The organism is Azospirillum sp. CT11-132, from assembly GCF_047302835.1.
Lineage (GTDB): Bacteria > Pseudomonadota > Alphaproteobacteria > Azospirillales > Azospirillaceae > Azospirillum.
Genome location: NZ_JBGLZA010000001.1, coordinates 88,232 through 114,975, shown reverse-complemented (window position 1 = coordinate 114,975; position 26,744 = coordinate 88,232). Strand labels below are relative to the sequence as shown.

Genomic DNA, 26,744 nt, shown 5'->3' with positions numbered 1-26,744 from the left:
ATTCCATGGCATTCGCCAGATTTTTTACGGCCCCGACCCCGATGGGTGACGGTGGCGAGAAAGGTTGACCCGCGATGAAGAGCCTGTCGTCCGTCTGCGTCTATTGCGGTGCGTCGAGCCGCGTCGCCGATGTTCACAAGGAAGCCGCCCACGCGCTGGGCGACGGGCTGGCCCGCCGCGGCATCCGCATGGTCTATGGCGGCGGCCGGGTCGGGCTGATGGGGATCGCCGCCGACGCCGCGATCGCCGCCGGCGGCGAGGTGGTCGGCATCATCCCGGAACACATCCAGTCGGCGGAGGTGGAGCACACCGGCCTGACCGAGTTGCATGTCGTCGACAGCATGCACACCCGCAAGCGCATGATGGTGGAGCGGTCAGACGCCTTCGTCATCCTGCCGGGCGGGCTGGGCACGCTGGACGAGGCCTTCGAGATCCTGACCTGGAAGCAATTGCAATTGCACGACAAGCCGATCGTCATCGCCGACGTCGACGGCTACTGGCGCCCGCTGCTCGGCCTGATCGACCACATGGTGGCCCAGGGCTTCGCCCGCATCGACCGCTCCGCCCTCTACCGCGTCGCCGACCAGATCGACGGGGTGTTCGAGGCGCTGGAGGGGATGCCGGACGCCGTGCAGCCGGTCCAGCCTCGGAAGCTCTGAGGCCCTATTGGCCCTTCCGCCGGTTATCCCCAGACTTCCCAACCTGTGGATAACTTCTGTGCACAGCTTTTGTGGAGGGTTCCCCGCCCTTCACCGAGCGTTCGCGTTCTGTTTCTGATATTGTGTCCTCCATGAGCAACCAGACCTCATCGCTGTTCGATCCCCGCCCCTCCGCCGCGGTCAAGCCGACGGCGGAATACCGCACGCCCCCCAACAACGAGGAGGCGGAGCAGGCGCTGCTGGGCGCGATCCTGGTCAACAACAAGGCCTATGAGAAGGTCGGCGAGTTCCTGCGGCCGGAGCATTTCTACGACCCGGCCCACCAGCGCATCTTCGCCGCCATCACCAAGATGGTCGACCGCGGCCAGATCGCGAACCCGGTCACGCTGAAGGCCCTGTTCGACAACGATCCCGAACTGGCGGTCGAAGGCGGCAGCGCCTATCTGGCGGAGCTGGCCGCCAACGTGGTGACGGTGGTCAATGCCGGCGATTACGGCAAGACCATCCACGACCTGTTCATCCGCCGGCAGCTGATCGAGGTCGGCACCGACATGGTGAACGAGGCGTACCGCCACGACCTCGACATCACCGCGCTGGACCAGATCGGCGAGGCGGAAAAGCAGCTGTTCGACCTTGCCTCGACCGGCGACGTGCAGGGCGGCTTCGTGGCGTTCGGCGAGTCGGTGAAGCACGCCATCACGACGGCGGAGGCGGCCTTCCGCCGCTCCAGCCACGTCACCGGCGTCACCACCGGCCTGATCGACATCGACCGCAAGCTGGGCGGCCTGCACCCGTCGGACCTGATCATCCTCGCCGGGCGTCCGTCCATGGGCAAGACGGCGCTGGCCACCAACATCGCCTTCAACGCCGCCAAGGCGCACATGCGCTCCTCAGGCCAAGAAGGCGGCGTGGTCGGTTTCTTCTCGCTGGAAATGTCGGCGGAACAGCTCGCCACCCGTATCCTCGCCGACGAGGTGCAGGTGCCCGGCGACAAGATCCGTCGCGGCGAGATCCGCGACACCGATTTCCCCAAGTTCGTCCAGGCCAGCCAGGACCTCGCCCGCTGCCCCTTCTATGTCGACGACACGCCGGCCCTGTCGGTCGCCGCGGTGCGCACGCGCTGCCGCCGGCTGAAGCGGACGTCCGGCCTCAGCATGGTGGTGGTCGACTATCTCCAGCTGCTGCGCGGGTCGTCGTCGCGCGGGTCGGAGAACCGGGTGCAGGAAATCTCGGAGATCACCCGCGGCCTGAAGGCCATCGCCAAGGAGCTGGACGTGCCGGTGGTGGCGCTGTCGCAGCTGAGCCGCGCGGTGGAGCTTCGCGAGGACAAGCGCCCGCAGCTGGCCGACCTTCGCGAGTCGGGCTCGATCGAGCAGGACGCCGACGTCGTGATGTTCGTCTTCCGCGAACAGTATTATCTTGAGCGCGCCGAGCCTTCGCGCCGGCCCGACGAGAGCGACGACAAGTTCAACGACCGCTATCAGCGCTGGCAGCAGCGCCTGGGCGAGGTGCACAACACCGCCGAGGTGATCATCGCCAAGCAGCGTCACGGTCCGATCGGCACCGTCCGTCTCTACTTCGACGGCCAGTTCACCAAGTTCGGCGATCTCGACCAGCACCACCAGACCGACGAGTGACCAGAGTGACGAGCGACCTGAACCCGCGCGCCGGCGCCATCCTGACCGTGGATCTCGGCGCCGTCGTCGCCAACTGGACCCAGCTGCGCGACCGCGTGGCGCCGGCGGAGTGTTCCGCCGTGGTCAAGGCCGACGCCTATGGGCTGGGGGTGGCGCGCGTCGTGCCGGCGCTGGCCGCCTCCGGCTGCCGGACCTTCGTCGTCGCCCAGTTCGAGGAGGCACTGGCCGTCCGCCGCGCGCTGGAACCGGTGGCGCCGGAGGCTCAGGTCTTCTCGCTGGGCGGTCTGCCGGCGGGGTGCGAGGGGGAGTTCATCGCCAACCGCATCCTGCCGGTGTTGAACCACCTCGGCGAGATCGCGGCGTGGCGGGCCTTCGCCGCGTCGCGCGGGGAGGTTCTGCCGGCGGTGATCCACATCGACACCGGCATGAACCGGCTGGGCCTCGGCCCCGACGAGCTGGACACGCTGGCGGCGGAGCAGGGCCGGCTTGAGGGGATCGACGTCCGCTATTGGATGACGCACCTCGCCTGCGCCGACGAATTCGACAGCCCGATGACCGGGGAGCAGCTCGGCCGCTTCCGCGCGGCGCTGGCCCGGCTGCCGAAGGCGAAGGCCAGCTTCGCCAACTCGTCCGGCATCTTCCACGGCAAGGACCATCATTTCGACCTCGCCCGGCCGGGTTGCGCGCTCTATGGCGTCAACCCGACGCCGCATCTGCCGAATCCGATGCGCGGCACCGTGCGGCTGGATGCCAGGCTTTTGCAGGTGCGCAACTGCGACGCCCCGATGACGGTCGGCTATGGCGCCGCCCACAAGGTCACCGGCCCGGCGCGGATCGCCACCATCGGCGTCGGCTATGCCGACGGCTACATGCGCTCGCTCGGCGGCAAGGGGCACATCTTCGTCGACGGCGTCGCCGCCCCCATCGTCGGCCGCATCTCGATGGACCTCATCACCATCGACGTCACCGGCCTGCCGGAGTCGGTGGCCCATGCCGGCCGGCTGGTCGAGCTGATCGGGCCGAACCGCCCGGTCGACACCGTGGCGGCGGAGGGCGGGACCATCGGCTACGAGATCCTGACCTCGCTCGGCCGGCGCTATCGCCGGGTTTATGTGGGCGGAGAGTAGATGAGGCATGGAGCCTTGCCAGCACGCGACTTCGTCTGGCAAGATTTACACGGATGTCACGGATTTAGACACGGATTACACGGATTTTTATTTTTCTTGAGAACGTGTTTGCTTTGCCTGGAAGGACATGACTGGCCGAAGCGATATCCGTGAAATCCGTGTTTTAATCCGTGACATCCGTGTCATCGTTGCCCGACACAGCCGAACTCTCCCCCGGCCGCGACAACCAACTCGTCCCGCCATTGCAAAGTCCAAGGATGACCTAGGCGCTCATCGGTGCTATGACCGCATCGCCCAAACGAGTCTCTAACCAAGGATGCGGGCCGACTGATGGGTTTCCTCGCCGCTACCGGCCGGGCCTTCCTGATCTTCCTGGAAGCGACCGGACGCCTTGCCCTGTTCACCGGATCCGCCCTGTCGCACTGCGTGCGTCCGCCGCTCTATCCACGGCAGATCCTGCGGCAGATGATCGACATCGGCTATTACTCGCTGCCGGTGGTCGGGCTGACGGCGCTGTTCACCGGCATGGTGCTGGCCCTGCAGAGCTATAGCGGCTTCTCCCGCTTCCAGGCGGAGGGGGCCATCGCCACCGTGGTGGTGCTGTCGATCACGCGCGAGCTTGGCCCGGTGCTGGCCGGCCTGATGGTCGCGGGCCGCATCGGCGCCGCCATGGCGGCGGAGATCGGCACCATGCGGGTGACCGAGCAGATCGACGCGCTGTCGACCCTGTCGACCAACCCGCACAAGTATCTGGTGGCGCCGCGGCTGATCGCCGGCCTGACCATGGTGCCGCTGCTGGTTGTGGTCGCCGACATCATCGGCGTGTTCGGCGGCTTCCTGGTCGGCGTCTACCGGCTGGACTTCAACGCCGCCAGCTACATCAACCGCACCTGGGAATTCCTGGAACCGCTGGACGTGATCTCCGGTCTGGTGAAGGCGGCGATCTTCGGCTTCCTGATCGCGCTGATGGGCTGCTACCACGGCTACCACTCCAAGGGCGGCGCCCAGGGCGTGGGTGCTGCGACCACCAACGCGGTGGTGTCGGCGTCGATCATGATCCTGGTGTGGAACTATCTCATCACCGGCCTCTTCTTCTCGACCAAGTGAGCGCCAGTTCATGACCACTGTTCCCAAGATCGCGCTCAAGAACGTCTACAAGCATTTCGGCCCGAAGAAGGTGCTGAACGGCATCGATCTGGAGGTGGCGAAGGGAGAGTCGCTGGTCGTCATCGGCGGGTCGGGCACCGGCAAGTCGGTGATGCTGAAGAGCATTCTCGGCCTGCTGACGCCGGATTCCGGCTCGATCCAGGTCGATGGCGTCGAGACGACCCGGCTGCGCTCGCGCGAGCGGGAGAAGATGCTGCACAAGTTCGGCATGCTGTTCCAGGGCGCCGCCCTGTTCGACAGCCTGCCGGTCTGGGAAAACGTCGCCTTCGGCCTGATCCAGGGCGAGCATATGCCGCGTGCCCAGGCCAAGGAGATCGCCATCGCCAAGCTGGGCGCGGTCGGCCTCACCCCCGACGTGGCGGAGCTGTCGCCGGCGGAGCTGTCGGGCGGCATGCAGAAGCGCGTCGGCCTTGCCCGCGCCATCGCCGACGAGCCGGAGATCATCTTCTTCGACGAGCCGACGACCGGCCTCGACCCGATCATGGCCGACGTCATCAACGAGCTGATCGTGCAGTGCGTGAAGGATCTCGGCGCCACCGCCGTCACCATCACCCACGACATGGCGTCGGCCCGCAAGATCGCCGACCGCGTCGCCATGATCTATCAGGGCCGCATCATCTGGACCGGCCACGCCCGCGACATCGACAGTTCGGGCAACGCCTATGTCGACCAGTTCGTCCATGGCCGGGCGGACGGGCCGATCAAGATGCAGATCAAGGCGCTCTGACCGGAACATCGCCGGGAGTCGCGAGTTGTCGGATGGGGGTCCTGCGTGACGCCCGGTCCGTTCAGCCCGTTCCCGGAGACGGCTCCCGTGAGTTTGCAGTCCGCGGCGTCCCAGACCTTCGACATCGACGAGGCGTTCCGCCGCCTGCGGATCGCCGTCGCCCCCTATCCCAAGGCGGCGATGTTCGAGCTGCGCGACCGCGGCCATGCCTCCCCCTTCGAGCAGCTGGTCGCCAGCCTGATCTCCGCCCGGACGCGGGACGAGACGACGCTGGTGGTTTCCGAGCGGCTGTTCGCGGTGGCCGCCACCCCCGCCGCCATGGCCGCCCTGCCGGAGGACCGGCTGGTCGAGTTGCTGCACGGCGCCACCTTCCCGGAGCCGAAGGCCCGCGACATCCACGAGCTGTCACGCCGCATCGTCGCGGAGCATGGCGGCGAGGTGCCCGACACGCCGGACGGGCTGATGCGCTTCCGTGGGGTGGGTCCGAAGATCGCGGCGCTGACGCTGGCGGTCGGTTTCGACATTCCGGCGCTGGCGGTCGACATCCATGTCCACCGCGTCACCAACCGCTGGGGCTATGTGTCGGCACGCACGCCGGAGAAGACGATGGCGGCGCTGCTGGCGGTACTGCCGAAGCGCTATTGGGTGGAGATCAACGAACGGCTGGTGCCCTTCGGCAAATGGATCTGCACCGGCGAACGGCCGCGCTGCTCCGACTGCCCGCTGCTGTCGATGTGCGCGCGGGTGGGGGTGACCGAGTCACGGTGATGGTCCGATTGATGCAGATCCTGGCGGGACGCCGGAGGCTTGGCTAGAAGACGGCCGGGTTTCCGCTTTCCGAGGCTTCACCATGATCGTCTACGCCCTGCACTGCGCCTGCGGCCACGATTTCGACCAGTGGTTCGACAACATGGCCGATTACGACGCCAAGAAGGCAGCCGGCATTCCCTGCCCGTCCTGCGGCGGCACCGAGGTCGCCAAAGCCATCATGGCACCGCGCGTCGGCAAGTCGAAGCCGGCGCCCGCCCCCGCCTGCGCGCCGGGCGGCTGCGGCGGGGGCGGCTGTCCGATGATGATGTGAGGGGGGCGGAGCGTACATTGCCCCCTCCCCAACCCTCCCCCGCTTCGCGGGAGAGGGGGCAAATACACCCTCTCCCGCGAAGCGGGGAGGGAGGGACCCGCTCGCAAGAGCGGGAGGGAGGGGGCCGAAGCTCAGCGCCGCCGCGCCTCTGCCGTCAGCCGCGGACCCGGTGTCAGTTCCTCCCGGCGGCGCGGGCTGCCGAAGCTCGGCTCGACGCGGGTGTCGCGCGGGCGGTCGTCGCCGGCCGGTGTGCGGCTGAGCGGGTCGACGCCCCGGCCGCTGCGCCACCATGCGAAGCCGATCCCGCCCAGCGTCGCGGCGATCAGCCCGGCGACACCGGCGCGCGCCGCGTTGGACTGCCAGACCGAGGGGGCCGCGCCGACCGCAACCGGCTCCTCCACCGGGACCGGCTTGCCGTCGGGCGTGGTCGCCGACACCGCCCCGCGCGGCGCGGCTTGCGGGACCGGCCCCTCGGACGCGCTGGCCGATGCGCTGGCCGACGGGCGCGACGCGCTCTGGGGCGTCGGGACGGAAGGCGCCGCAGCGGACGCCGGGGCGCTCGCCGACGGGCGCGCCGCCGGGGCGGTGGTGGGCGCGCTGTGGCTGGCCGAAGAGGAAGAGGACGACGAGGACGACACCGGGGCGCCGCCGAACTGGGCCATGCCGCCGACGCTCTCGTTGCCCGACTCGACCCGGCCGGTCGGGGCGGCGCGCGGAGTCACCTCCTTCTCGTGGCGGGTCTGGCCGACCTGGCTCTTGGACAGGCTGCCCATGGTCGGCGAGGCCTTCTTCTCGCGCTCGCCCATCATCTTGGCGATGGTGGCCTGGTCGAGGTTGCCGGTGGCGGGCAGGCCGACCGACTTCTGATAGGCGCTGAGGGCGGAGCGGGTTTCCGGCGTCATCTGGCCCTTGGCCCGGCCGCCGATGTTGAAGCCCTTTTCCTTCAGGATGGTCTGCGCCCACTGGATGTCGGCGACCGATGCCTCCGCCCTTGCCGGAGCGGGCGTTCCCATGGTCAGAGCCGACACCACCACCGCGACAGCCGCCACCGCGGCGCCACCATGCACCCGCCGCGAAATCCCAGACATTGCCTCTCCCTCCGTCCGTGACGCCAGACCGACTTCAGAGCCACGACACTCCCCCCGAATCGGGGAAACTGGATCGTGTTACCAGATTGCGTCGCATTTCCGGCGGCGATTTTGGTGCGTCTGCGTTGTCCGCCGCGCAGCGTTGCCGAAAAGGCGCGTTCCCGGAAATGGTGCGCGAAAATGGATCGGAAAGCCCCGGCCGTGGTAGCGTCAAATCGGGGGCGAAAAAGGAGCGAGACGCAAGCCATGACCGGGACCGACACCGCACGCCCGCGACTCCTGCCGGTTTTGCCGGGGGTGACCTGCCTGTTTGCGGCCCTGTCCGCCATGGCCCTCTTGTCCGGCTGCAGCAGCCCGCCATCCTACCGCGAATGGACCGCCAGCCCGGAGGTGCCGACCGTCGCCTATGACGAATGCACCGAGCAGGTTGACAACACCATGCGCCTGCGCGGCTATCCCCTGCGCCCGCTGCCGGAAACGCCGCAGTTCGGCTATCGCAGGGAGATGTTCGCGCTGTGCATGCGCCGCAAGGGCTATACGGCGGAGTGACGCCTTGCCGCCCAGCCGTTATTTCCCGCCGGCGAAATGCAGGTAGGCCAGGGCGCCCGCCAGCGTGCCGATCAGGATCACCGTCAGATAGATGCGCAGCGGCAGGGCGACCGGTTCAGCGGACTTGCGCTTGCCCTTCGGCTTGCCCGCCGTCGAGGGAGCGGGCTTCGGTGGAGGCCGGACGCTTCCGCCCTTGGAGGGGTCGTACAGCTCGATCAGCGTCCAGTTGAACTCCATCCCCTCATAGGCGGAATCGGCGTTGTAATCGAGCTGGATCAGCCGGAAATAGGCCCGCGGGTTGACGCCGACCATCCGGTCGAAGCGCGCCTTGGCGTGGGCCAGCTCCTCGCCCACCTCCAGAGTCTTCCACCCCTTGCCACGCGCCTTCTGGATGGCGAATCGGGTCGGCTGGGGCGGGCGGGGGGACGGCATGGCCGCAGTCTAGCGCCGCCCTCAGGCCAGTGGAACGGCGTTGTTGCGGATGACCGACGCGTACCAGTCGTAGCTGGCCTTGGGGGTGCGGGCCAGCGTCTTGCGGTCGACCTGGACCAGACCGAAATGGCGGCGGTAGCCCTCCGACCATTCGAAATTGTCCAGCAGCGTCCAGGTCATATAGCCCTTGAGGTTGCAGCCCTCGTCGATCGACTTGCCGGCGGCCAGAAGATGGTCGCGCAGATAGGCGATGCGGTCGCGGTCCTCGACACGGCCGCTCGGGCCGATGCTGTCGGGATAGTCGGCGCCGTTCTCCGTCACATAGACCGGCGGATTGCCGTAGTTTTCCTGCAGTTCGGCCAGGATCTCGCTCAGCCCGTCCGGCTCCACCGGCCAGTCCATGCCGGTCTTGCGCGTGCCCTCCGGCGCCGAGCCGTAGCCGGTGCCGAACAGCCCCTGCGGATCGGGCTGCTGGTGCATGCGGCTGTAGTAATTGACGCCGAGGAAGTCGACCGGCTGCTTGATGCGCGCCAGATCGTCGGGCCGGGCGATGCGGGCGAAATCGGCCTCCAGCAACTCCGGGAAGCGGCCCTTGAACAGCGGGTCGAGGCAGGAGCGGTTCCACACCGCATCCCACATCAGCGAGGCCGGATAGTTCGAGTCGAGTCCGCCGACCGGCCAGGACGGCTGCAGCGACAGCACGGTGCCGAGCTGCCAGTTCCTGCCGCCCGCCTTGCGGAGCGCCGCCAGCGCGGTGCCCTGGGCGAGATTCTGGTGGTGGATCGCCTTCAGGCAATTCTCGCGGCCGGTGAGCCCCGGCGCATGCCCGCCGGTGCCGTGGCCGAAGATGGCGACCACCGACGGCTCGTTCAGCATCACCCAGTGCTTGGCGCGGTCGCCCAGACGGGCGGTCACCGCCAGCGCGTAATCGGTGAACCAGCCGGCGATGTCACGGTTGGTCCAGCCGCCGCGGTCCTGCAGGGCCTGCGGCAGGTCCCAGTGGAACAGGCAGGGCCAGGGCTGGATGCCCTTCGCCAGCAGCGTGTCGGTCAGCCGGTCGTAGAAGTCCAGCCCCTTGGCATTCACCGCACCGGTGCCCTGCGGCATCACCCGCGGCCAGGCGATGGAGAAGCGGTAGGCCTTCATCCCGGCCCGCGCCATCAGGTCCACATCCTCGGCATAGCGGTGGTAATGGTCGCAGGCCACGTCGCCGGTGTCGCCGTTGGCGATTCGCCCGTAGGAATGGCTGTAGGTGTCCCAGACGCTGGGGCCGCGCCCATCCTCGGCGACGGCGCCCTCGATCTGGTAGCTGGAGGTGGAGACACCCCACAGGAAGTCGTCGGGGAAGGACATCGACGGCGCCGCCGTTCCGGGAGCCGCCTGGACGGGCTTGCGGCTCAGCGCCGTGAAGGCGCCGGTGCCGGCCGCGGCGACCGCGGTCGCCTTCAGGGCCGTCTTCAGGAAAGTCCGCCGCCGCATCGCCTGCATCTCCACTCTATCCGCCGATCCCGACGCCGCGCACTCTATGCGGTCCGGCGGCGTTGGCAACCGGGGGATTACCCGGAACACCGATTTCAAGGGCCCGCGTCGCCATAGGCGCGGGCCGGATGCTGGGATATAGTGGGGCCATGCAAAATCTTTTCCCCATCCTGATGGTCATGGCGATGCTGGCGGTGGTCGGCTCGCTGTTCGTCGGCCTCTTCTTCATGGCCCGCGGCGGCCGGGGCGATCCCCGCCGCTCCAACAAGGCGATGCGGCTGCGCGTGATGCTGCAGGGTGCGGCGCTGCTGCTGTTCGTTCTCGCCATCCTGACCAAAGGCTGACGGTTCCCCATGGTGAAGCTGACCAAGATCTACACGCGCGGCGGCGACGCCGGCGAAACCTCGCTCGGCGATGGCAGCCGGGTGCCGAAGCATGACCGCCGCGTCGCCGCCTATGGCACGGTGGACGAGGCGAACGCCGTCATCGGCATGGCGCGCCTGCACACCGCCGGCCTGACGCAAGCCGACACCATGCTGGGCCGCATCCAGAACGACCTGTTCGATCTGGGCGCCGACCTCTGCACGCCGGAGGAGGAGGAGCCGAAATACCCGCCGCTGCGCATCGTCCAGGCCCAGGTCGACCGGCTGGAGGCGGAGATCGACGCGATGAACGCCGATCTGGCGCCGCTGACCTCCTTCATCCTGCCCGGCGGCTCTCCGGCGGCGGCGCATCTGCATCTGGCGCGCACCGTCGTGCGCCGGGCGGAACGGCTGATGACCGATCTGGCGCGGCACGAGCCGGTGACGCCGGCGGCGCTGAAATACGTCAACCGGCTGTCGGACCATCTGTTCGTGCTGAGCCGGGTGGTGAACCGCAACGGGGCGGACGACGTGCTGTGGGTGCCCGGCGCCAACCGCTGAGCTGTTGCGGTGCCCACACGTCCGGACCGCGACAAAGAGGCCACGACACGACGCGGCCCGCGCATCCGGCGCGTCATTGACAGTGGTAATGCCAGATCCTATGGTCCGTTCGCAACCACAGCAATTTTCGCGGTGTTCGCCGTAACAGGCGCGCGCTCAGCAGCCAGGGTGAGTTATGAAAGTCCTCGTCCCCGTTAAGCGAGTGGTCGACTACAACGTGAAGATCCGCGTCAAGGCGGATGGCAGCGGCGTCGAGACCGCCAACGTGAAGATGAGCATGAACCCCTTCGACGAGATCGCCGTCGAAGAAGCCGTGCGCCTGAAGGAAGCCGGCAAGGCGACCGAGATCGTCGTGGTCTCCGTCGGCCCGACCCAGGCCCAGGAGACCCTGCGCACCGCTCTCGCCATGGGTGCCGACCGCGCCATCCTGGTGCAGACCGACGTGACGACCGAGCCGCTCGCCGTCGCCAAGGTGCTGAAGGCCCTGGTCGAGAAGGAGGCCCCCGGCCTCGTCATCCTCGGCAAGCAGGCGATCGACGACGACTGCAACCAGACCGGCCAGATGCTGGCCGCGCTGCTGGGCTGGGGTCAGGGCACCTTCGCCTCCAAGATCGTTGCCGGCGACGGCAAGGTCGCGGTGACCCGCGAGATCGACGGCGGTCTGGAGACGGTCGAGCTGAAGCTGCCGGCGGTGGTCACCGCCGACCTGCGCCTGAACGAGCCGCGCTACGCCTCGCTGCCGAACATCATGAAGGCGAAGAAGAAGCCGCTGGAGACCGTCGCCCCGGATGCGTTGGGCGTCGATGTCGCTCCGCGCCTGACCACGCTGAAGGTCACCGAGCCGGCGAAGCGTCAGGCCGGCATCAAGGTGCCGGACGTCGCCACGCTGGTCGACAAGCTCAAGAACGATGCGCGCGTGATCTGAGGGGGATGAACTGACCATGGCCAACATTCTCGTCATCGCGGAACACGACGGCGCCTCGCTGAAGCCCGCCACCCTGAACGCCGTCACCGCCGCTTCCCATATCTCCAAGGGGGTCGGTGGCGACATCCACATCCTGGTCGCCGGCAAGGGCGCGCAGGCCGCCGCCGATGCGGCCGCCAAGGTCGCCGGCGTCGCCAAGGTGCTGCTGGCCGACGATGCCGCTTACGAGCACCAGCTGCCGGAAGACGTCGCCCCGCTGGTGGTTTCCGTCGCCAAGGGAGGTTACGGCCATGTCCTGGCCGGCGCCACCTCGGTCGGCAAGAACCTTCTGCCGCGCGTCGCCGCCTTGCTGGACGTCGCCGCCATCTCCGACATCACCGCCGTGGTGTCGGCCGATACGTTCGAGCGGCCGATCTATGCCGGCAACGCGATTGCCACCGTGCAGTCGGCCGATGCGGTGAAGGTCGTCACCGTCCGCACCACCGCCTTCGAGACCGCCGCCGCCGAAGGCGGTTCGGCCGCCGTCGAGCAGGTCGCGGGCGCCGGTGCGGCCGGCCTGTCGAGCTTCGTCTCGGCCGAGCTGACCAAGTCGGAGCGTCCGGAGCTGACCGCCGCCCGCGTGGTGGTGTCGGGTGGCCGCGGCATGCAGTCGGGCGACAATTTCCCGATGCTGGAGGCTCTCGCCGACAAGCTGGGTGCCGCGGTGGGTGCCTCGCGCGCCGCCGTGGACGCGGGTTTCGTGCCGAATGACTACCAAGTCGGGCAAACCGGCAAGATCGTGGCGCCGGAGCTGTACATCGCCGTCGGCATTTCGGGTGCGATCCAGCATCTGGCCGGCATGAAGGACAGCAAGGTCATCGTCGCGATCAACAAGGATGAGGAAGCGCCCATCTTCCAGGTCGCCGATTACGGCCTCGTCGCGGACCTGTTCAAGGCCGTGCCGGAGCTGACGGAAAAGCTTGGATAAGGCGCGCTGATCCGGACCGCCGCGGCGGTCACCGGCATGACCCGGTGCCCGCCGCGGTGGACCATTTTACCCACATCCTTCGCGGGACAGCCTCCATGACCACGATCAAGAAGATTGGCATCATCGGCGCCGGCCAGATGGGCAGCGGTATTGCCCAGGTCTGCGCCCAGGCCGGCTATGATGTCGTCCTGTCCGACATCAGCGACGCGGTCCTGGAAAAGGCGCTCGCCTCCATCGGCCGGAATTACGACCGGCAGATCCAGAAGGGCAAGATGGAGGAGCAGGCGAAGACCGCCGCCCTCGGCCGGATCGTGACCGGCACCGACCTGTCTGTGTTCGGCGAGTCCGATCTGGTGATCGAAGCCGCGACCGAGAACGAGGCGCTGAAGCGCGACCTGCTGAAGAAGCTGGTCCCGCACCTGAAGCCGGAGGCGCTGATCGCGACGAACACCTCGTCGATCTCGATCACCCGTCTGGCGGCGGCGACCGACCGTCCGGCCAAGTTCATGGGCATGCACTTCATGAACCCGGTGCCGGTGATGCAGCTGGTCGAGCTGATCCGCGGCATCGCAACCGACGAGCCGACCTTCAACGCCATCAAGGAACTGACGCTCGCCATCGGCAAGACCGCCGCGGTGGCCGAGGATTTCCCGGCCTTCATCGTCAACCGCATCCTGCTGCCGATGATCAACGAAGCCGTCTATACCCTCTATGAGGGCGTCGGCGGCGTCGAGGCCATCGACACCGCGCTGAAGCTGGGCGCCAACCACCCGATGGGCCCGCTGGAACTGGCCGACTTCATCGGCCTGGATACCTGTCTGGCGGTGATGCAGGTTCTGTATGAAGGGCTGGCCGACAGCAAGTACCGCCCCTGCCCGCTGCTGGTGAAGTATGTCGAGGCCGGCTGGATCGGCAAGAAGTACGGCCGCGGATTTTACGACTACTCGCAGACGCCGCCGGTGCCGACGCGCTGAGGATTTGCTGGGTTTGTTTGAAGGCCCGCCCTGGGGAACCGGGGCGGGCTTTTTTGTTGGCATTGTTGGGGAGGGGTTGGCTTAGATTGCCCCAACAGCACTTGCCCCCACCCCAACCCTCCCCCGCTGGGCGGGGGAGGGAGCAAGTGCTGATGCGGGAGAGCGGCGGCAGTCCCTCCCCCGCCCAGCGGGGGAGGTTAGGTGGGGGCAATCGAAGCCGACACCCCCTCACTTCGGCAATGCATAGGCGATCACCGAATCGCCCGCCTTGGTCCCCAGCGAACCGTGCCCGCCGGCCACCACCAGCACATATTGCCGGCCGTCCTCGCCCTGGTAGGTCATCGGGGTGGCCTGACCGCCGGCCGGAAGGCGGCTTTCCCACAGCTGCTTGCCGGTGGAAACGTCGTAGGCCCGCACGTAGTAGTCGATGGTGCCGGACAGGAAGGCCACGCCGCCCGCGGTCATGATCGGGCCGCCCAGGTTGGGCACGCCCATGCGGAAGGGCAGCGGCACCGGCGAAGCGTCGCGGGTGGTGCCGTTCTTGTGCTTCCAGACGATCTTGCCGGTCGTCAGGTCGGCCGCGGCGACATAGCCCCAGGGCGGCGCCTGACAGGGCAGGCCCAGGACCGAGACGAAGGGGGCGAGCTTCACCGCATAGGGGGCGCCGAAATTCTCGTTCAGCGCCGGCAGGCTGAATTTCGGCCGCTCGCCGCCCTGGACATACAGCTCGGTGTCATTCTTGCGCGGCACCAGCTGCGAGACGAAGGCGAGATAGGCCGGCGTGGTGAAGGCGATCTGGCGCTTGGGGTCGACGGCGACGCTGCCCCAGTTGAACACGCCGAAATTGCCGGGATAGACCAGCGAGCCCTGCAGCGACGGCGGGGTGAAGCGGCCGTCATAGCGCAGGCGCTTCAGCGCGATGCGGCACGCGAGCTGGTCGAACATCGTCGCCCCCCACATGTCCGCCCCGGTCAGCGGCGGCGGATCGTAGGACAGGGCGGAGACCGGCTGGGTCGGGGCGGCATGATCGCCCTCGGCGGCACCCTGCGGCGCCGGCTTCTCGGTCACCGGCAGGATCGGCTTGCCGGTGCGGCGGTCCAGCACGAACAGCTCGCCCTGCTTGGTCGGCTGGACCAGGGCCGGAACGGTCTGCCCGTCGACGGTCAGGTCGATCAGGCTGGGCTGCGCCGGCACGTCATAGTCCCACAGATCGTGATGCACGGTCTGGAAGACCCAGCGCACCTGCCCCGTCGCCAGATCGAGCGCCACGACGGAGGAGGAGAAGCGCTCCACCGCCGGGCTGCGGTTGCCGCCGAACTGGTCGGGCGGCTGGTTGCCGAGCGGCACATAGACCATGCCCAACGCCTCGTCGACGCTGGAGATCGACCAGCTGTTGGGCGAGTTGGCGGTGTAGGTCTGGCCGTCGGGGATCGGCGCGGTCTGGTCCGGTTTCGCCGAATCCCAGTTCCACACCAGATGGCCATCATTCACGTCGAAGGCGCGGATCACGCCCGACTGCTCGTGGACCGACACATTGTCCAGCACCGTGCCGCCGACGATGACGAGATTAGCCGTCACCACCGGGGGGGAGGTCGAATAATAGGCGCCGGGCCGGACATTCGGCATGTTGGCCCACAGGTTGATCTGGCCGTCCTGGCCGAAGCCGGTGCAGATCGACCCGTCTTCCGGGTTCAGCGCGACCAGACGGCCGTCGGCGGTCGGCATGAACAGCTTGGCGGCACAGGCGCCGCCCGCCGGCGAAGCGGAAGGCGGAGAGCCGGAACCGGCGGTCTGCTGGGCCGCCTGCTGAGCCGGATGATAGGAAAGGCCGCGGCAGGTCAGGTGCTGCAATGCCAGCTGCTTTTGGTCGATCTTCAGGTCGCGACGCCAGACCTCCTTGCCGGTGGTGGCGTCAAGCGCGATCACATGCTGGTGCGGCGAGCACAGGAACAGGCGGTTGCCGATCTTCAGCGGCGTCACCTCGAAGGTGGTTTCCTTGGGATCGCCGGGCTGGCCGCGCAGGTCGCCGGTCTCATAGGTCCAGGCGACCTGGAGCTTGTCGGCATTCTCCGGCGTGATGCCGGTCAGCGGCGAATAGCGCTGGCCGTAGCCGGTCCGGCCGTAGGCCTGCCACTCCCCGTCCGGGATCGCGGGGCCGGAGCCGGCGCCTGCATCCGAGGCTGAAGCGGTCTGCTGCCGCGTCGGGATCGTTCCGTCGATGCGGTGCGGATCGGTGAACCAGGAGGCGACGCCAACCAGCAGCACGATCACCAGCGAGGCGGTCAGCGGGATGCCGGTGCCGCGGAAGACGCCGACGGGATAGGCGCCCGGCGCCCGTTCGCCGGCCATCGGTTCACGCTCGCCCAGACGGCGGGTGACCCAGGGCAGCAGAAGCAGGAAGCCGATCACCGCGACCACGTCGCCGCGCGCCGACAGCGGCCACCAATCCAGCCCGACCTCCCACAGCGCCCAGATCAGCGTGCCGATCACCAGCAGCGCATAGATCGACAGCGCCGCCGGCGAGCACTTCGCCAGAAGCACGGCGGTGGCCAGAAACAGCACGCCGGCGATGGCGTAGTACCAGGACCCGCCCAGCAGGATCAGCCACAGCCCGCCGCCCAGCGAGCCGAGCCCAAGCAACGCCAGCAGGATGACCATCGCCCAGAGGGCGACGCTTCGTTTTGAATGTGTCATGGCACGTCCTCAGCCAAAGCCCTTTTCGAACCCAACTCCCGACCGTTGACTTGGTTGCGGCTTTTTTGAGCGGTAGCCGTCATGCGCGGCGCGCTGCCGTCTTCCGGCAAGGTTTCGGAACGGGCCGCGCGCGCCGGCTGTTGAACGGCCAACGATCCCCAAACCATGAAACGGAGGCCGCCATGCACCGCCATCCCTGGAGCGAAGAGTTCGTCAAGATGAGCCCGCAGGCCCGCTATCGCGGCGTCGGCCCGCGCAACTACCGCCGCTCCGACGAACGCATCCTGGAGGACATCAACGAACGCCTGACCGACGACCACCACATTGACGCCTCGGACATCGGCGTGAAGGTGGAGGGCGGCGAGGTGACGCTGTCCGGCACCGTGGAGGACCGCGCCGCCCGCCGCCGGGCGGAGGACATCGCCGAAAGCGTGTCGGGCGTCGGCCATGTGCAGAACGATTTGCGGGTCGCCGGCCGGACCACCGCCGTCGGGATTGGCGAGCGGGTGGAACCAGCGGCCCCGCAAGGCGAGGGCAGCGTGACCGGCCCCGGCGCCCCGGCACGGGATGCGATGGTGGCCGCGCTTGACAATAGTTCCATGGTGCTGGGCAAGCAGGCGCTGCCGGAGGACGACACCCTGCGGCGCGGTGACGCCATGGCCGGCAGCGAGCGGCGCGACCGGCGCTGACTCAACGGCTTGGGAGGGGCGCCCGCCCCTCCTGCACCGGAAGCGCTGCTGCCCTGCGCGGAGGGCCGTGAGACCGGAGGGGATACTTAACCGTTGGTTAACCGGCTGGGACCATTGTCCCGCGGCCAATCGAGTATCCCCTCTCAAGCCTTCTGGAACAGAGCAGCTGCCATCATGGGCAACAAGACCATCAAGCTTTCCGACAAGTCCGGCTACCGCGACGTCGCGCTGGACCAACTGCCGCGCAACGTTCGCGCCGCGGTGACCGACCTGTCGACCAAGAACCCGGTCGCCGACATCATCGTCGACCAGTCCGGCATGCTGTACCGCATCCACCTGTCGGCCCCGGCCAACATGTATGTGGACGTGCTGGCCGTCGCCTGACGCGACGTCTCGGCTTTTTCAGCGTTCGGAAGGGCGGCTTGCAGCTATTGCAGCCGCCCTTCGTCGTTCCGGCCCTCCAGCCTTGCCAGCGCGCCGTTCAGCAGCCGGGGCGGCAGCATCGCCACGGCCCCCTCCCGCACCGCCCGCACATCCTCAAGGTCGAGTCCGGTGGCGACGGCCAGCTGGCGGTCGTCCAGCCCGCGGTCTTCCGCCAGAATCATGATCCATCCCGCCAGCGTGCGGGCTTGGGCCAGTTCGGTCCGGTCGTTGAACCAAAGGCCGCCACCTTTTCGGCCAGCCAGAGATCGGTCGATTGGGCGACCAATCGGCGTTGTGTTTTCGAAAGGCATATCGGGATCGAACGACGTCATGGACGCACCTCCCCTCAGCAGTTTCTTTCGCACTCGCAGCAAAATCACAGGGATATCGGCAGATTTTGTTCCGCTTCATTTATGAAGTCTGCCACCGGCCTTCCAGAGGGTGGTAGGCAATATTCGGCACCCCCAACGATCTTTCTCCTGTCTTTTTGCGCTGCGGCATGATCGGAAGGCGCCGGATGCCCCCCTTTCCGGGATTCTTTGAAACTGTCTTCACCGGCCGGGGGCTAGGGCGGAGCGGTGGCTTCGGCGTATAACCGGGGGCATCGTCCCGTTTCCCCAGCGCAGTCCGGACCCGCCGATGCCCGAATCCCCGCTCTCTGGACCGGCCCTTCTCGACCGCATCGACGCGCTGGCGGCGGTCAGCGCCGAGGATGACCGGCTGTCGCGCCTCTACCTGACGCCGGAACACCGCCGCGCCAACGACCTCGTCGCCGGTTGGATGCGCGAGGCGGGGATGAGCGTGCGCGAGGATGCGGTCGGCAACGTCATCGGCCGCTATGAGGGCGATCAGCCGGGACTGCCGGCCCTGCTGATCGGCTCCCATCTCGACACCGTGCGCGATGCCGGGCGCTATGACGGCATGCTGGGCGTGCTGAGCGGCATCGCCGTGGTCGCCGACCTGAACGCCCGCCGCCGGCGCCTGCCCTTCGCCGTCGAGGTGATCGGCTTCGGCGACGAGGAGGGCACGCGGTTCCAGTCGACCCTGATCGGCAGCCGCGCCATCGCCGGCACCTTCGACCCGGCGGTGCTGGGCGCGCGCGATGCGGCCGGCACGCGGCTGGCCGACGCCATGGCCGCCTTCGGGCTCGACCCCGCCGCCTGGGCGAGCGCCGCCTACGAGGCGCACGCCGTGCTGGCCTATGTCGAACTGCACATCGAGCAGGGGCCGGTGCTGGAGGCGCTGGGCCGGCCGGTCGGAATCGTCACCGCCATCGCCGGCGCCACCCGGCTGGCGGTGACGGTGGAGGGGATGGCCGGCCATGCCGGCACCGTGCCGATGACCCTGCGGCGCGACGCGCTGGCCGCCTCCGCCGAGATGATCCTGGCGGTGGAGCAGCTCTGCTCCGGGCAGGAGCGGCTGGTCGGCACCGTCGGCCGGATCGAGGCGTCGCCCGGCGCCACCAACGTCATTCCCGGCAAGGTCCGCTTCACCATCGACCTGCGCGCCGACCGCGATGGACTGCGGCTGGAGCGGGTCGGCGCCGTCCGCGCCCGGTTGGAGGCCATCGCCGATGCGCGCGGCGTCGCCATCGGCTTCGAGACGCTGCATGAAAGCCCGGCGGTGGCCTGTCACCCTGCGCTGATGGCGCAGTTCGCCGACGCGGCCGCAGCCGAAGGAGTGGACGCGCCGGAGCTGCCGAGCGGCGCCGGCCACGATGCCATGGCGATGGCCGCGCTGACCGACATCGCCATGCTGTTCGTGCGCTGCGAACGCGGCATATCGCACAACCCGGCCGAACGCATCACCGCCGCCGATGCCGAGGCCGGCGTCCGCGTGCTCGCCCGCTTCGTCGACCATTTCCAGCCCGCAACCTCCCCCTCCATCCCGTGACGGACCGCCTGCCATGACCGACCTGTCCCCCTCCCTCGCCGCCACTCTGGATGAGGCGGTCAATGCCCGCTTCGACGACGAGGTCCGTTTCCTGGCGGAGCTGGTGAAGGTGCCGTCCGACAATCCCCCCGGCGACTGCGCCCCCCATGCCGTCCGCGCCGCAGACCTGCTGGAGGCGATGGGCTTCACGGTGGAACGCCACCCGGTGCCGGCCGAGCTGGTGCGGGCCAACGGCATGATCAGCGCCACCAATCTGGTGATCCGCCATCGCTTCGGCGATGGGCCGACCGTGGCGCTGAACGCCCATGGCGACGTGGTGCCGCCGGGTGAGGGCTGGTCGAGCGATCCGTATGGCGCCGAGATCCGCGACGGCGTGATGTATGGCCGCGGCGTGGCGGTGTCGAAGTCGGACTTCGCCACCTACGCCTTCGCGCTGCAGGCACTGATGGCCTCGAACACGCCGCTGAAGGGCACGGTCGAGCTGCATCTGACCTATGACGAGGAGGCAGGCGGCGAGATCGGGCCGAAATGGCTGCTCGACCAGGGGATTTCCAAGCCGGACTATGCGGTGTCGGCCAGCTTCGCCTATTCGGTGGTGACCGGGCACAATGGCTGCCTGCATCTGGAGGTGCAGGTCGACGGCAAGTCCGCCCATGCCGCCCGCCCCGACACCGGCCATGACGCGCTGGAGGCGGCGACCGGCATCCTGACCGCGCTCTACGCCCACCGGCCGGAGCTGGCGACGCGGCGCTCCGCCGTCACCGGCATCACCTGCCCGTCGCTGACCGTCGGGCTGATCCAGGGCGGCATCAACACCAACGTGGTGCCCGACCGCGTCACTTTCCGCCTCGACCGCCGCATGATCCCAGAGGAGAATCCGGCGGAGGTGGAGGCCGAGCTGCGCAGCCTGATCGAGCGCGCCGCCGCCGGCCGGGAGGGCATCCGCGTCACCATCCGCCGCATCCTGCTGGCCCGCCCCTTCCGCTCGGTCGGCGACGCGCCGCGGCTGGCCGCGCTGTTCGCGGCGCACGCGCAGGAGGTGCTGGGCGTGCCGGTCGGCCAGAACGGCATTCCGCTCTACACCGACGCCCGCCATTATTCGGAAGCCGGCATCCCCACCATCCTCTACGGCGCCGGCCCGCGCGACCTGCTGGAGGCCAACGGCCACCGCGCCGACGAGAAGCTGGTGCTGGAGGACCTGCGCCGGGCGACCCAGGTGGTGGCGCGGTCGCTGGCGGAGCTGCTGGGGTAGGCGGAGGCGAACTGGACAAACTCACGCAGCACCTCTAACTTTTTGAGGTCTGCAGAGGGTAAGTGCCATGGCCGTCATCAGGGTGTCGGACGCCGAGTTCCAACGCGACATCAGCCGATACCAGGACATTGCTTTGAGCCAGCCTGTCACCGTCACACGTGATGGGCGGCAAAGCACGGTGCTGATCTCGACCGAAGAGTACCGTCGCTTGAAGCGGCGGGAACGACGTGTCATGGGGCCGGAGGACTTCACCGAAGCCGACATTGCTGCGCTTGAATCCGCCCACCCTCCGGCCGACGCAGGCGCCTTCGACGACGAGCTTCCCCCGATATCGTAAAAGCCGTGCCGTTCCCAAACCCTGTCCCCGGTCTCGTCATCCGCTACAGCTATCTCTGGCGGGCGGAGCATCTGCGCGGACAGGAGGAAGGGGTCAAGGATCGCCCCTGCGCCGTCGTCCTGACGATCATGACGGAAGAGGGCGATCTTTGCGTGACGGTCCTGCCAATCACGCATTCCCCGCCAGCGGACTTGGCTTCAGCTGTTGAAATCCCTGCTGCGACGAAAGTCCGGCTCGGCCTCGACACCGAACGATCCTGGGTGGTGCTGACGGAAGCGAACCGGTTCGTGTGGCCCGGTCCGGATCTACGCCCGGCGCGTCCGGACGATGCAGGCAGCGTCGCCTATGGCTTGCTGCCCGCCCGCTTCTTCAACGATCTCCGCCAGAAATTCATCGCACTCGTCAAGGCGCGCCGTGCTGGGGCCGTGCGCCGGACGGACTAGCGGTATTTTAACCCCGCCCCTACCCCACCCGCTCGCCGGACGGCAGGCCCCCCGATGGCAGGCCAAGGCTCCAGCCGGCGAGGCCGCAGGCGGCGGGATCTGAGTGGGCGGCGGTTTCCAGGCAGGTCAGATGGCGGTCGATCAGGCGGTCCAAACGGTCGCGCGCTTCCCACACCGTCAGGCTGTGGTCGGAGCGGTCGAGATAGACCACCTCGATGCCGGGCAGGCCGTCCAGGGCGCGACCGCCTTCGCCGAGATGCAGGTAGAATTCGGCCAGCGTCATGTCGCCGCTGCTGTAGACCACCAGCACCCGCCGGCCTTCCGCCGACAGGCGGCGGAACATGCGCAGGGCGTGGCGGGTCAGGCCGGTGCGGAGAAGCAGCTTGCGGACGAAGCGGCCGGTCAGACGCTTGGCCAGCCCGATCGTGCGGGCGGGCTTGCGGATGCTGGCGCGCAGCCGGGCCGGCTTCAGCGCCTCCAGCAGATATTCCTTGGTGGAGCGGAAGGCCACCGACCGCATCAGATCCATGACGGCGATGCCGCCGCCCAGCTCGAACCGGCCGGGATTCAGCACGATCTGCCCGACCACGCGGTCGTCACCCAGGCCGGCATGCAGGGCCGGCGTGCCGCCGGCGCACAGGCCGATGACGACGACGCGCTCGTGCCCCTGCCCCTCCAGCCAGTTCAGCGCGGCGCGGACGTCGGTGATCACCTCCTTGTTGTAGAGCAGATTGTCCGGGAAGCCGGGCCGGTCGGGGCTGTCGCCGATGCCGGCCGCGTCGATCCTGAGCGAAGCATAGCCGCGCGCCGCCAGCCGCCGCGCCTGGACCACGGTGGCGCGGCCGGAGCCGACATGGTGGGTGGCGCCGCTGTTCAGGAACAGGATGGCGGGCCGGTTGCCGGCGGGATCGGCCAGGACCGGGGTGCAATAGATGCCGAACAGCTCCGGCGCCGACCCGAAGAAGACCGGACGTTCGACCGCGGTCGGCATCATCAGGCCGGCCGGGCGGTCCGGCGGCGGGGTGGCGCCGCTGGCTATCGGGCCGGCGGCGATCCAGCGCAGGACCGGGTCCAGCACCGCGGCGGCCTGGGCGCCCTGGGGCTGCTGGACCAGTTCCATCACGCCGCTGACGCCCATCGGCTCCGCCACCGCCCCCATGGCGCGCCAACGGGTGGCGAGCTTCACCGGCGTCTTCCCCTCCGGACGGTCGGCGATCAGGATGCGCGGGGCGGGCAGCGCCGGCCGGTCGAACGGGTTGAGGGCACCCAGCGCCAGCGCCGTTTCGGGCGTCACCGGCATGCCGATCACGTTCAGCCAGGAGGCGCGTTCCGGGGGCTCCGGATTGCAGACCGGACGCAGCACGATGGCCGCCAGGGTCTGCAGTTCACGCAGCGCCTTGCGGCCCGAGGTGATCGGCGACACCAGAGCCAGCGTATCGACGCCCTGCCCCTCTTCCGCCAGTTCCTGCGCCGCCGCCGTGGCGAGCAGCGAGCCCATGCGGTAGCCGACCAGGGTCAGTTCGGTGACGCCGGTGTCCTCGCGCAGGCGGCGGACCGCCGCCTTGACGCCGTCCACCCAGGCGCGCACCCGGTCGGGGTCGCTGTCTTCCCCGGCCGAATCGCCGGATCCGGGATAATCGAAACGCAATGTCGGCAACCCGGCCGCGGCCAGCCCTTCGGCGAAGCTTCTCCAGGCGCGGTGCGCGCACAGCTCTTCATAGCCGTAGGCACCGCACAGGACCACCCCGCGCAGGCCCTGCGCCGGATGCAGCCATCCGAAACAACCATCGAACACCACCGGTGTCGGCTTCATGCGTTCCCCCTGTAGCGGACGGGCGCCAGCGCGTTCAGCGCATGGACCTCGCCGTTCGGCACCAATCGTCCGGCCGATGCCGTCCCGTCCGTAACCCCCGGACCTGCCCGCGGCCGCAGGCGGACGACCCGCTCGACGCCGGGCGGAAGATGGAACCAGGCGTCTTCCGCCTGGAACCGCTCGTCCTCCACATGCACCGAACAGGCGAACCGCGCCGTGGCGAGCCGCAACGCCCAGTCCCCTTCCTGGCCCTCCACCACCGCGGTCAAACCGAGATCGGACCGTGGCAGCGAGCGCCCCTTGGGGAAATAATGAGACTCGTCAATTGGTTCCGCTTCCCTTTCGGCCGACAGCAATTGCGCCGTCACCACATCGTGTGGGATAGGCCCAAACCTGTAGCTGTAGGTCGTGTCAAAAAAGCGGTCGGACAATTCGGCGGCGGGCAGTGATATGGCATCCCTCGCCGGCAGCGTCACCGGCCGCTCCGCCTTCAGCACCGGAACCGCCCCGTCCCGCCATGCGGTGAGCCGCAGCAACGCCTCCACCGGTTGGGCGGTGTCGTTGACCAGATGCACCGCCAGCCCGTTGACGCCCTCGTCGGTCAGGATCACCCGCAGCGGGCGGAAGGCGCGCTTCAGCGCGTGCCAGGCCGGTTTCGGCGTGCCGTCGGCGGCGACGACACCCCAGCCTGCGCCCCAACCGCCGCCCCAACCGCCGCTGGGCCAGGGATCGCGCCACTGCCAGACCAACCCGCCGGCGCAGGTCGAACCGGGGCGCCGCCACTCGTCGAACACCGCCTGCATCACCTCCCCGGTCACGGCGCGCGACAGGCGGCGGTAGCGGTCGGGGTCCTCGTAGCGCAGGCGGCGCGGATCGACGGCGTAGAGCGTTTCCAGATAATGCTCCCGCACATCCTCGAAGTCCCAGGAAGCGCCGGGGTCGCGCGGCACCCTCTCCTTCCAGCGGGGATGATGGAGCGCCGGGACGCCCAGCGGATCGTCCTCCGGCAGATTGGCGAAGGCGAGGCATTCGCTGGCGAAACGCACGCCGGCACGCCGGGCATCCTCCAGCGGCTTCATGTAGGCGCCGACGCCGTAATAATGGGTCACCCCGGCATTGGCGATGAAGGGCAGCGCCCCACCGCTGGGGGAGTTGGCGACCCGGATCAGGTCGGGCCGCCGGGCCGCCGCTTCCTCCGCGATCACCGCGGTCAGGGCCGGCTGGCTCCAGGAGGCGCGGGGCAGGCCGAGCATGGCCGCCTGCTGCTCCATCTCGCTGCCGCCGCACAGCACCGCCAGCGAGGGCGACGCCTGGGTGCGGTCGAGCAGCTGCGCGATCTCCTCCCGCACGCTGTCGAGGAAGACCGGATCGGTGGGGTAGTCGAAGTTGGAAAACATGGCGTCCTGCCAGACCAGGATGCCCAGCTCGTCGCACAGCTCGAAGAAGGCGTCGCCCTCATACAGCATGGTGCCGCCGACGCGGACCATGTTGGCGCCGGCCTCCCTCATCCGCCGCAGTTCGGGTTCGTAGGCCGCGCGGTCGGACGACAGCCCGACCAGATCGACCGGCACCCAGCAGCCGCCGCGGCAGAACACGCGGACGCCGTTCACCAGCAGGGTGAAGCCGGTGCCGTCCGGGCCATGGTCGACCTCCAGCGAGCGGAAGCCGACGCGGCCGAGATCGATTTTGACGGAGCCGATGCGGGCGGTGACGCCGTGCAGGACCGGCTCGCCATGGGTGTGCGGCCACCAGGGCTCGACGCCCGGCAGGGTCAGGTCGGCGGTGACCCCATCGACGCCGTCGAAGACCAGCGGCGCCGTCCAGCCGGCGACCTGCACCGATCCGGTGGCGCCGGGCGCCGCCCCCTCCAACGTCAGGCGCAGCGACAGATGGCCGTCCCGCCCGTCATAGCCGCTGCGCAGGTCGGCGGAGAGCACACGGCAAGGACCGGTCTCCTCCACCAGCTCCACCGGGCGGAAGGGACCAACGGCGTGGATCGGCGGGCACCAGCCGGGCATATGGCCCAAGAGCGTGGTGCGGACGAAGCGCAAGCCCGCCGGCTCGGCGAGTTTCGGGCGCCAGCGGGCGCGGCCCTTCTTGGCCGCCAGCACAGGATGCAGGGCGTGGAAGCGGATCGACAGCTCCGCCTCGCCATTCAGCGTCACCGGCACCTCATGGGCCAGATACATGCTGTCAGAGGTCAGGATGCGCTCGCCGTCCAGCCGGACCTCGGCGATGGTGGCGAGGCCTTGGAAGCGCAGGGTATGGGGGCCATGGCCATTGATGCGGGTGCGGTAGACGACATCCTTGTCATGGAGCGGAGCGGGATCATCGCCCGACCACAGGCCGGCGGTCTGGAGCGCCTCGGCGGCGGTGCCCGGCACCGGGGCCGGGATGCCCTCCAACCCGTCATCCGATCCGCCGGGCGCCGAGACGGTCAGCGTCCATCCCTGGTCCAGAAGGGTCCGCCTTTGTCCGGTGACGGATCGGATACGGGCCATCGCCGCTCACCCGTATCGGCGGGCCAGACTGCCCATGACGGTGTCGTACCCCCGTTCCAGCCGGTCGAAGCTGTCGGTCAGGTCGGGCGCCTTGCGCCGGGCCACGGTGCGGGCCAGCTGGAACTGCATCGCCTTGGCGCCCTCGGCGATGGACCGGCAGGCCTCCACCGCGTCGGCCGGACCGTCGAGCCAGCGGACATGGGCGCCCAGCAGCTCGAAATTGGCGCCGAGCTGGCGCAGCAGGTTGAAGGCGTAGAGGTGGAAATACTCCATCGGCCGGCTCAGCAGCCGGTCGAGATGTTCCGGAAAGGCGGTACGGTAGGCCGTCACCGGATTGCCGGCCGGACGGCGGGCGAGGTGGCGGCGCAACAGGTCGAGCGAGGCGGTGACGAGCGCCCCACCCTCCAGCGCCGGCGTGCCCGGCTTTACGAACTCGACATAGGGGAAGAGCGGACCGGCCGCCGCGGCGGCGACCCCCTCGTAATCGGCGCCCTCCAGCCGGTAGAAGCCGGCATTGTGGAAGTAATCCATCGTCCGGGCGCCCGGATCAATGCGGACGATGCCGACCGTCGTCTTCACATGGGTGGTGCCGTAGGAGGTGCCGCGGGTGTCCGGCAGATGGAAGCCGTCGACCTCCACCAGCACCAGACCGCCATCACGACTGCGCTTCAACTGTTCCGCCACATGGGCTTCGACGCTGTCGTAGATCGCCAGCTCCTGCACGCGCAGGCCGTACAGAGTCTCCAGATCCTCCAGCGGCACCTTGAAGAAGGTGAACTGGTCGCCTTCGAAATCCTGGGTGACGGTGAAGCCCAGCATCGCCCGCGGTTCCAGGCCGCGGGCGTGCAGCGCCTCGATCCACAGATCGACGTAGCAGTTGGTCTCCGGCCAGATCCGTTCCCCCTGATCGCCCTGGTGCAGGGGATGGCGGTCGTAGCCGTCGGGCCGGTGCGGAGTCCACATG

General features: G+C 68.7%; 27 protein-coding genes. 19 read left to right on the top strand and 8 right to left on the bottom strand.

The genetic code is table 11. The annotated features are described in order from the left end of the window. Nucleotides 1–74 precede the first annotated feature (74 nt). The 7 genes from ACCD06_RS00570 to ACCD06_RS00540 all read left to right on the top strand — a co-directional run bounded on the left by ACCD06_RS00570 (nucleotide 75) and on the right by ACCD06_RS00540 (nucleotide 6,398). Entirely contained in the window at nucleotides 75–659 is a 585-nt protein-coding gene (locus ACCD06_RS00570) for a TIGR00730 family Rossman fold protein (protein ID WP_109073575.1), read from the top strand. Nucleotides 660–790: 131 nt separating this feature from the next. Beyond that, the gene (locus ACCD06_RS00565; RefSeq protein WP_109073576.1) at nucleotides 791–2,296 is read left to right on the top strand and encodes a replicative DNA helicase; all 1,506 of its coding nucleotides are present in this window, start codon (nucleotides 791–793) and stop codon (nucleotides 2,294–2,296) included. A gap of 5 nt (nucleotides 2,297–2,301) precedes the next feature. Then, nucleotides 2,302–3,423, top strand: a complete 1,122-nt coding sequence (gene alr / locus ACCD06_RS00560; RefSeq protein WP_413337985.1) for an alanine racemase — start codon at nucleotides 2,302–2,304, stop codon at nucleotides 3,421–3,423. 330 nt (nucleotides 3,424–3,753) lie between these two features. Next, entirely contained in the window at nucleotides 3,754–4,530 is a 777-nt protein-coding gene (locus ACCD06_RS00555) for an MlaE family ABC transporter permease (RefSeq protein ID WP_109073578.1), read from the top strand. Nucleotides 4,531–4,540: 10 nt separating this feature from the next. Continuing rightward, the gene (locus ACCD06_RS00550) at nucleotides 4,541–5,317 is read left to right on the top strand and encodes an ABC transporter ATP-binding protein (protein ID WP_413337983.1); all 777 of its coding nucleotides are present in this window, start codon (nucleotides 4,541–4,543) and stop codon (nucleotides 5,315–5,317) included. Nucleotides 5,318–5,404: 87 nt separating this feature from the next. Further along, a complete protein-coding gene (locus ACCD06_RS00545; protein WP_413337981.1) occupies nucleotides 5,405–6,085 on the top strand; it encodes an endonuclease III domain-containing protein in 681 nt (226 codons plus the stop codon). Between the two features lie 82 nt (nucleotides 6,086–6,167). Continuing rightward, nucleotides 6,168–6,398 (top strand): DUF1178 family protein, encoded by a 231-nt coding sequence (locus ACCD06_RS00540; RefSeq protein ID WP_109073580.1) that lies wholly within the window; start codon nucleotides 6,168–6,170, stop codon nucleotides 6,396–6,398. A 131-nt stretch (nucleotides 6,399–6,529) separates the two neighbouring features. Here the strand turns inward: ACCD06_RS00540 and ACCD06_RS00535 are convergent, their stop codons facing one another. Then, nucleotides 6,530–7,486: a peptidoglycan-binding domain-containing protein gene (locus tag ACCD06_RS00535; RefSeq protein ID WP_413337979.1), complete on the bottom strand. Its 957-nt coding sequence runs from the start codon at nucleotides 7,484–7,486 to the stop codon at nucleotides 6,530–6,532. A 246-nt stretch (nucleotides 7,487–7,732) separates the two neighbouring features. On the opposite strand from ACCD06_RS00535, the gene ACCD06_RS00530 reads away from it, so the two are divergent. Continuing rightward, a complete protein-coding gene (locus tag ACCD06_RS00530) occupies nucleotides 7,733–8,035 on the top strand; it encodes a hypothetical protein (protein WP_109073582.1) in 303 nt (100 codons plus the stop codon). 18 nt (nucleotides 8,036–8,053) lie between these two features. Here the strand turns inward: ACCD06_RS00530 and ACCD06_RS00525 are convergent, their stop codons facing one another. Both ACCD06_RS00525 and ACCD06_RS00520 read right to left on the bottom strand, forming a co-directional pair. Next, complete coding sequence (locus tag ACCD06_RS00525) at nucleotides 8,054–8,467, bottom strand: hypothetical protein (RefSeq protein WP_413337977.1); 414 nt, start codon at nucleotides 8,465–8,467, stop codon at nucleotides 8,054–8,056. Nucleotides 8,468–8,488: 21 nt separating this feature from the next. Then, entirely contained in the window at nucleotides 8,489–9,946 is a 1,458-nt protein-coding gene (locus ACCD06_RS00520) for a GH1 family beta-glucosidase (RefSeq protein WP_413337975.1), read from the bottom strand. A 149-nt stretch (nucleotides 9,947–10,095) separates the two neighbouring features. Here ACCD06_RS00520 and ACCD06_RS00515 point away from each other — a divergent pair, with 149 nt between their 5' ends. The 5 genes from ACCD06_RS00515 (at nucleotide 10,096) to ACCD06_RS00495 (ending at nucleotide 13,735) form a co-directional block, all read left to right on the top strand. After that, nucleotides 10,096–10,290, top strand: coding sequence for a twin transmembrane helix small protein (locus ACCD06_RS00515; RefSeq protein ID WP_109073584.1), 195 nt, complete (start codon nucleotides 10,096–10,098; stop codon nucleotides 10,288–10,290). Nucleotides 10,291–10,299: 9 nt separating this feature from the next. Continuing rightward, a complete protein-coding gene (locus ACCD06_RS00510) occupies nucleotides 10,300–10,869 on the top strand; it encodes a cob(I)yrinic acid a,c-diamide adenosyltransferase (protein ID WP_109073585.1) in 570 nt (189 codons plus the stop codon). Nucleotides 10,870–11,044: 175 nt separating this feature from the next. Beyond that, nucleotides 11,045–11,794: an electron transfer flavoprotein subunit beta/FixA family protein gene (locus ACCD06_RS00505; RefSeq protein WP_109073586.1), complete on the top strand. Its 750-nt coding sequence runs from the start codon at nucleotides 11,045–11,047 to the stop codon at nucleotides 11,792–11,794. Nucleotides 11,795–11,810: 16 nt separating this feature from the next. Next, nucleotides 11,811–12,761, top strand: a complete 951-nt coding sequence (locus ACCD06_RS00500; protein ID WP_413337972.1) for an electron transfer flavoprotein subunit alpha/FixB family protein — start codon at nucleotides 11,811–11,813, stop codon at nucleotides 12,759–12,761. A 95-nt stretch (nucleotides 12,762–12,856) separates the two neighbouring features. Beyond that, nucleotides 12,857–13,735, top strand: a complete 879-nt coding sequence (locus ACCD06_RS00495; RefSeq protein ID WP_109073588.1) for a 3-hydroxybutyryl-CoA dehydrogenase — start codon at nucleotides 12,857–12,859, stop codon at nucleotides 13,733–13,735. Nucleotides 13,736–13,963: 228 nt separating this feature from the next. Here the strand turns inward: ACCD06_RS00495 and ACCD06_RS00490 are convergent, their stop codons facing one another. Further along, nucleotides 13,964–16,429, bottom strand: coding sequence for a glucose/quinate/shikimate family membrane-bound PQQ-dependent dehydrogenase (locus ACCD06_RS00490; RefSeq protein ID WP_413337970.1), 2,466 nt, complete (start codon nucleotides 16,427–16,429; stop codon nucleotides 13,964–13,966). A gap of 182 nt (nucleotides 16,430–16,611) precedes the next feature. Here ACCD06_RS00490 and ACCD06_RS00485 point away from each other — a divergent pair, with 182 nt between their 5' ends. Together ACCD06_RS00485 and ACCD06_RS00480 are read left to right on the top strand one after the other, a co-directional pair. Then, entirely contained in the window at nucleotides 16,612–17,118 is a 507-nt protein-coding gene (locus ACCD06_RS00485; RefSeq protein ID WP_413337968.1) for a BON domain-containing protein, read from the top strand. Nucleotides 17,119–17,292: 174 nt separating this feature from the next. Beyond that, nucleotides 17,293–17,502 carry a hypothetical protein gene (locus ACCD06_RS00480; protein WP_109073591.1) on the top strand — a complete coding sequence of 70 codons (210 nt, stop codon included), beginning with the start codon at nucleotides 17,293–17,295 and terminating at the stop codon, nucleotides 17,500–17,502. A gap of 44 nt (nucleotides 17,503–17,546) precedes the next feature. On the opposite strand, the gene ACCD06_RS00475 is transcribed toward ACCD06_RS00480, so the two are convergent. Next, entirely contained in the window at nucleotides 17,547–17,723 is a 177-nt protein-coding gene (locus tag ACCD06_RS00475; protein WP_247871127.1) for a hypothetical protein, read from the bottom strand. 457 nt (nucleotides 17,724–18,180) lie between these two features. Here ACCD06_RS00475 and ACCD06_RS00470 point away from each other — a divergent pair, with 457 nt between their 5' ends. The 4 genes from ACCD06_RS00470 to ACCD06_RS00455 all read left to right on the top strand — a co-directional run bounded on the left by ACCD06_RS00470 (nucleotide 18,181) and on the right by ACCD06_RS00455 (nucleotide 21,466). Next, a complete protein-coding gene (locus ACCD06_RS00470; protein ID WP_413337966.1) occupies nucleotides 18,181–19,434 on the top strand; it encodes an allantoate amidohydrolase in 1,254 nt (417 codons plus the stop codon). A gap of 13 nt (nucleotides 19,435–19,447) precedes the next feature. Next, nucleotides 19,448–20,686 (top strand): ArgE/DapE family deacylase, encoded by a 1,239-nt coding sequence (locus ACCD06_RS00465; RefSeq protein WP_413337964.1) that lies wholly within the window; start codon nucleotides 19,448–19,450, stop codon nucleotides 20,684–20,686. Between the two features lie 67 nt (nucleotides 20,687–20,753). Beyond that, nucleotides 20,754–21,023 carry a type II toxin-antitoxin system Phd/YefM family antitoxin gene (locus tag ACCD06_RS00460; protein ID WP_413337962.1) on the top strand — a complete coding sequence of 90 codons (270 nt, stop codon included), beginning with the start codon at nucleotides 20,754–20,756 and terminating at the stop codon, nucleotides 21,021–21,023. 5 nt (nucleotides 21,024–21,028) lie between these two features. Further along, nucleotides 21,029–21,466, top strand: a complete 438-nt coding sequence (locus tag ACCD06_RS00455) for a growth inhibitor PemK (RefSeq protein ID WP_413337960.1) — start codon at nucleotides 21,029–21,031, stop codon at nucleotides 21,464–21,466. A 19-nt stretch (nucleotides 21,467–21,485) separates the two neighbouring features. Here the strand turns inward: ACCD06_RS00455 and ACCD06_RS00450 are convergent, their stop codons facing one another. Genes ACCD06_RS00450 through ACCD06_RS00440 form a run of 3 tightly spaced genes read right to left on the bottom strand, consistent with a single transcriptional unit; the run spans nucleotide 21,486 to nucleotide 26,743 of the window. Continuing rightward, on the bottom strand, nucleotides 21,486–23,279 hold the full coding sequence (locus ACCD06_RS00450) for an alpha/beta fold hydrolase (protein WP_136702251.1): 1,794 nt from the start codon (nucleotides 23,277–23,279) through the stop codon (nucleotides 21,486–21,488). Beyond that, nucleotides 23,276–25,780 carry a glycosyl hydrolase 2 galactose-binding domain-containing protein gene (locus ACCD06_RS00445; protein ID WP_413337958.1) on the bottom strand — a complete coding sequence of 835 codons (2,505 nt, stop codon included), beginning with the start codon at nucleotides 25,778–25,780 and terminating at the stop codon, nucleotides 23,276–23,278. Before ACCD06_RS00445 ends, ACCD06_RS00450 begins: the two co-directional genes overlap by 4 nt. Nucleotides 25,781–25,786: 6 nt before the next feature. Beyond that, nucleotides 25,787–26,743, bottom strand: a complete 957-nt coding sequence (locus ACCD06_RS00440) for a DUF1839 family protein (protein ID WP_413337956.1) — start codon at nucleotides 26,741–26,743, stop codon at nucleotides 25,787–25,789. Nucleotide 26,744 lies beyond the last annotated feature (1 nt).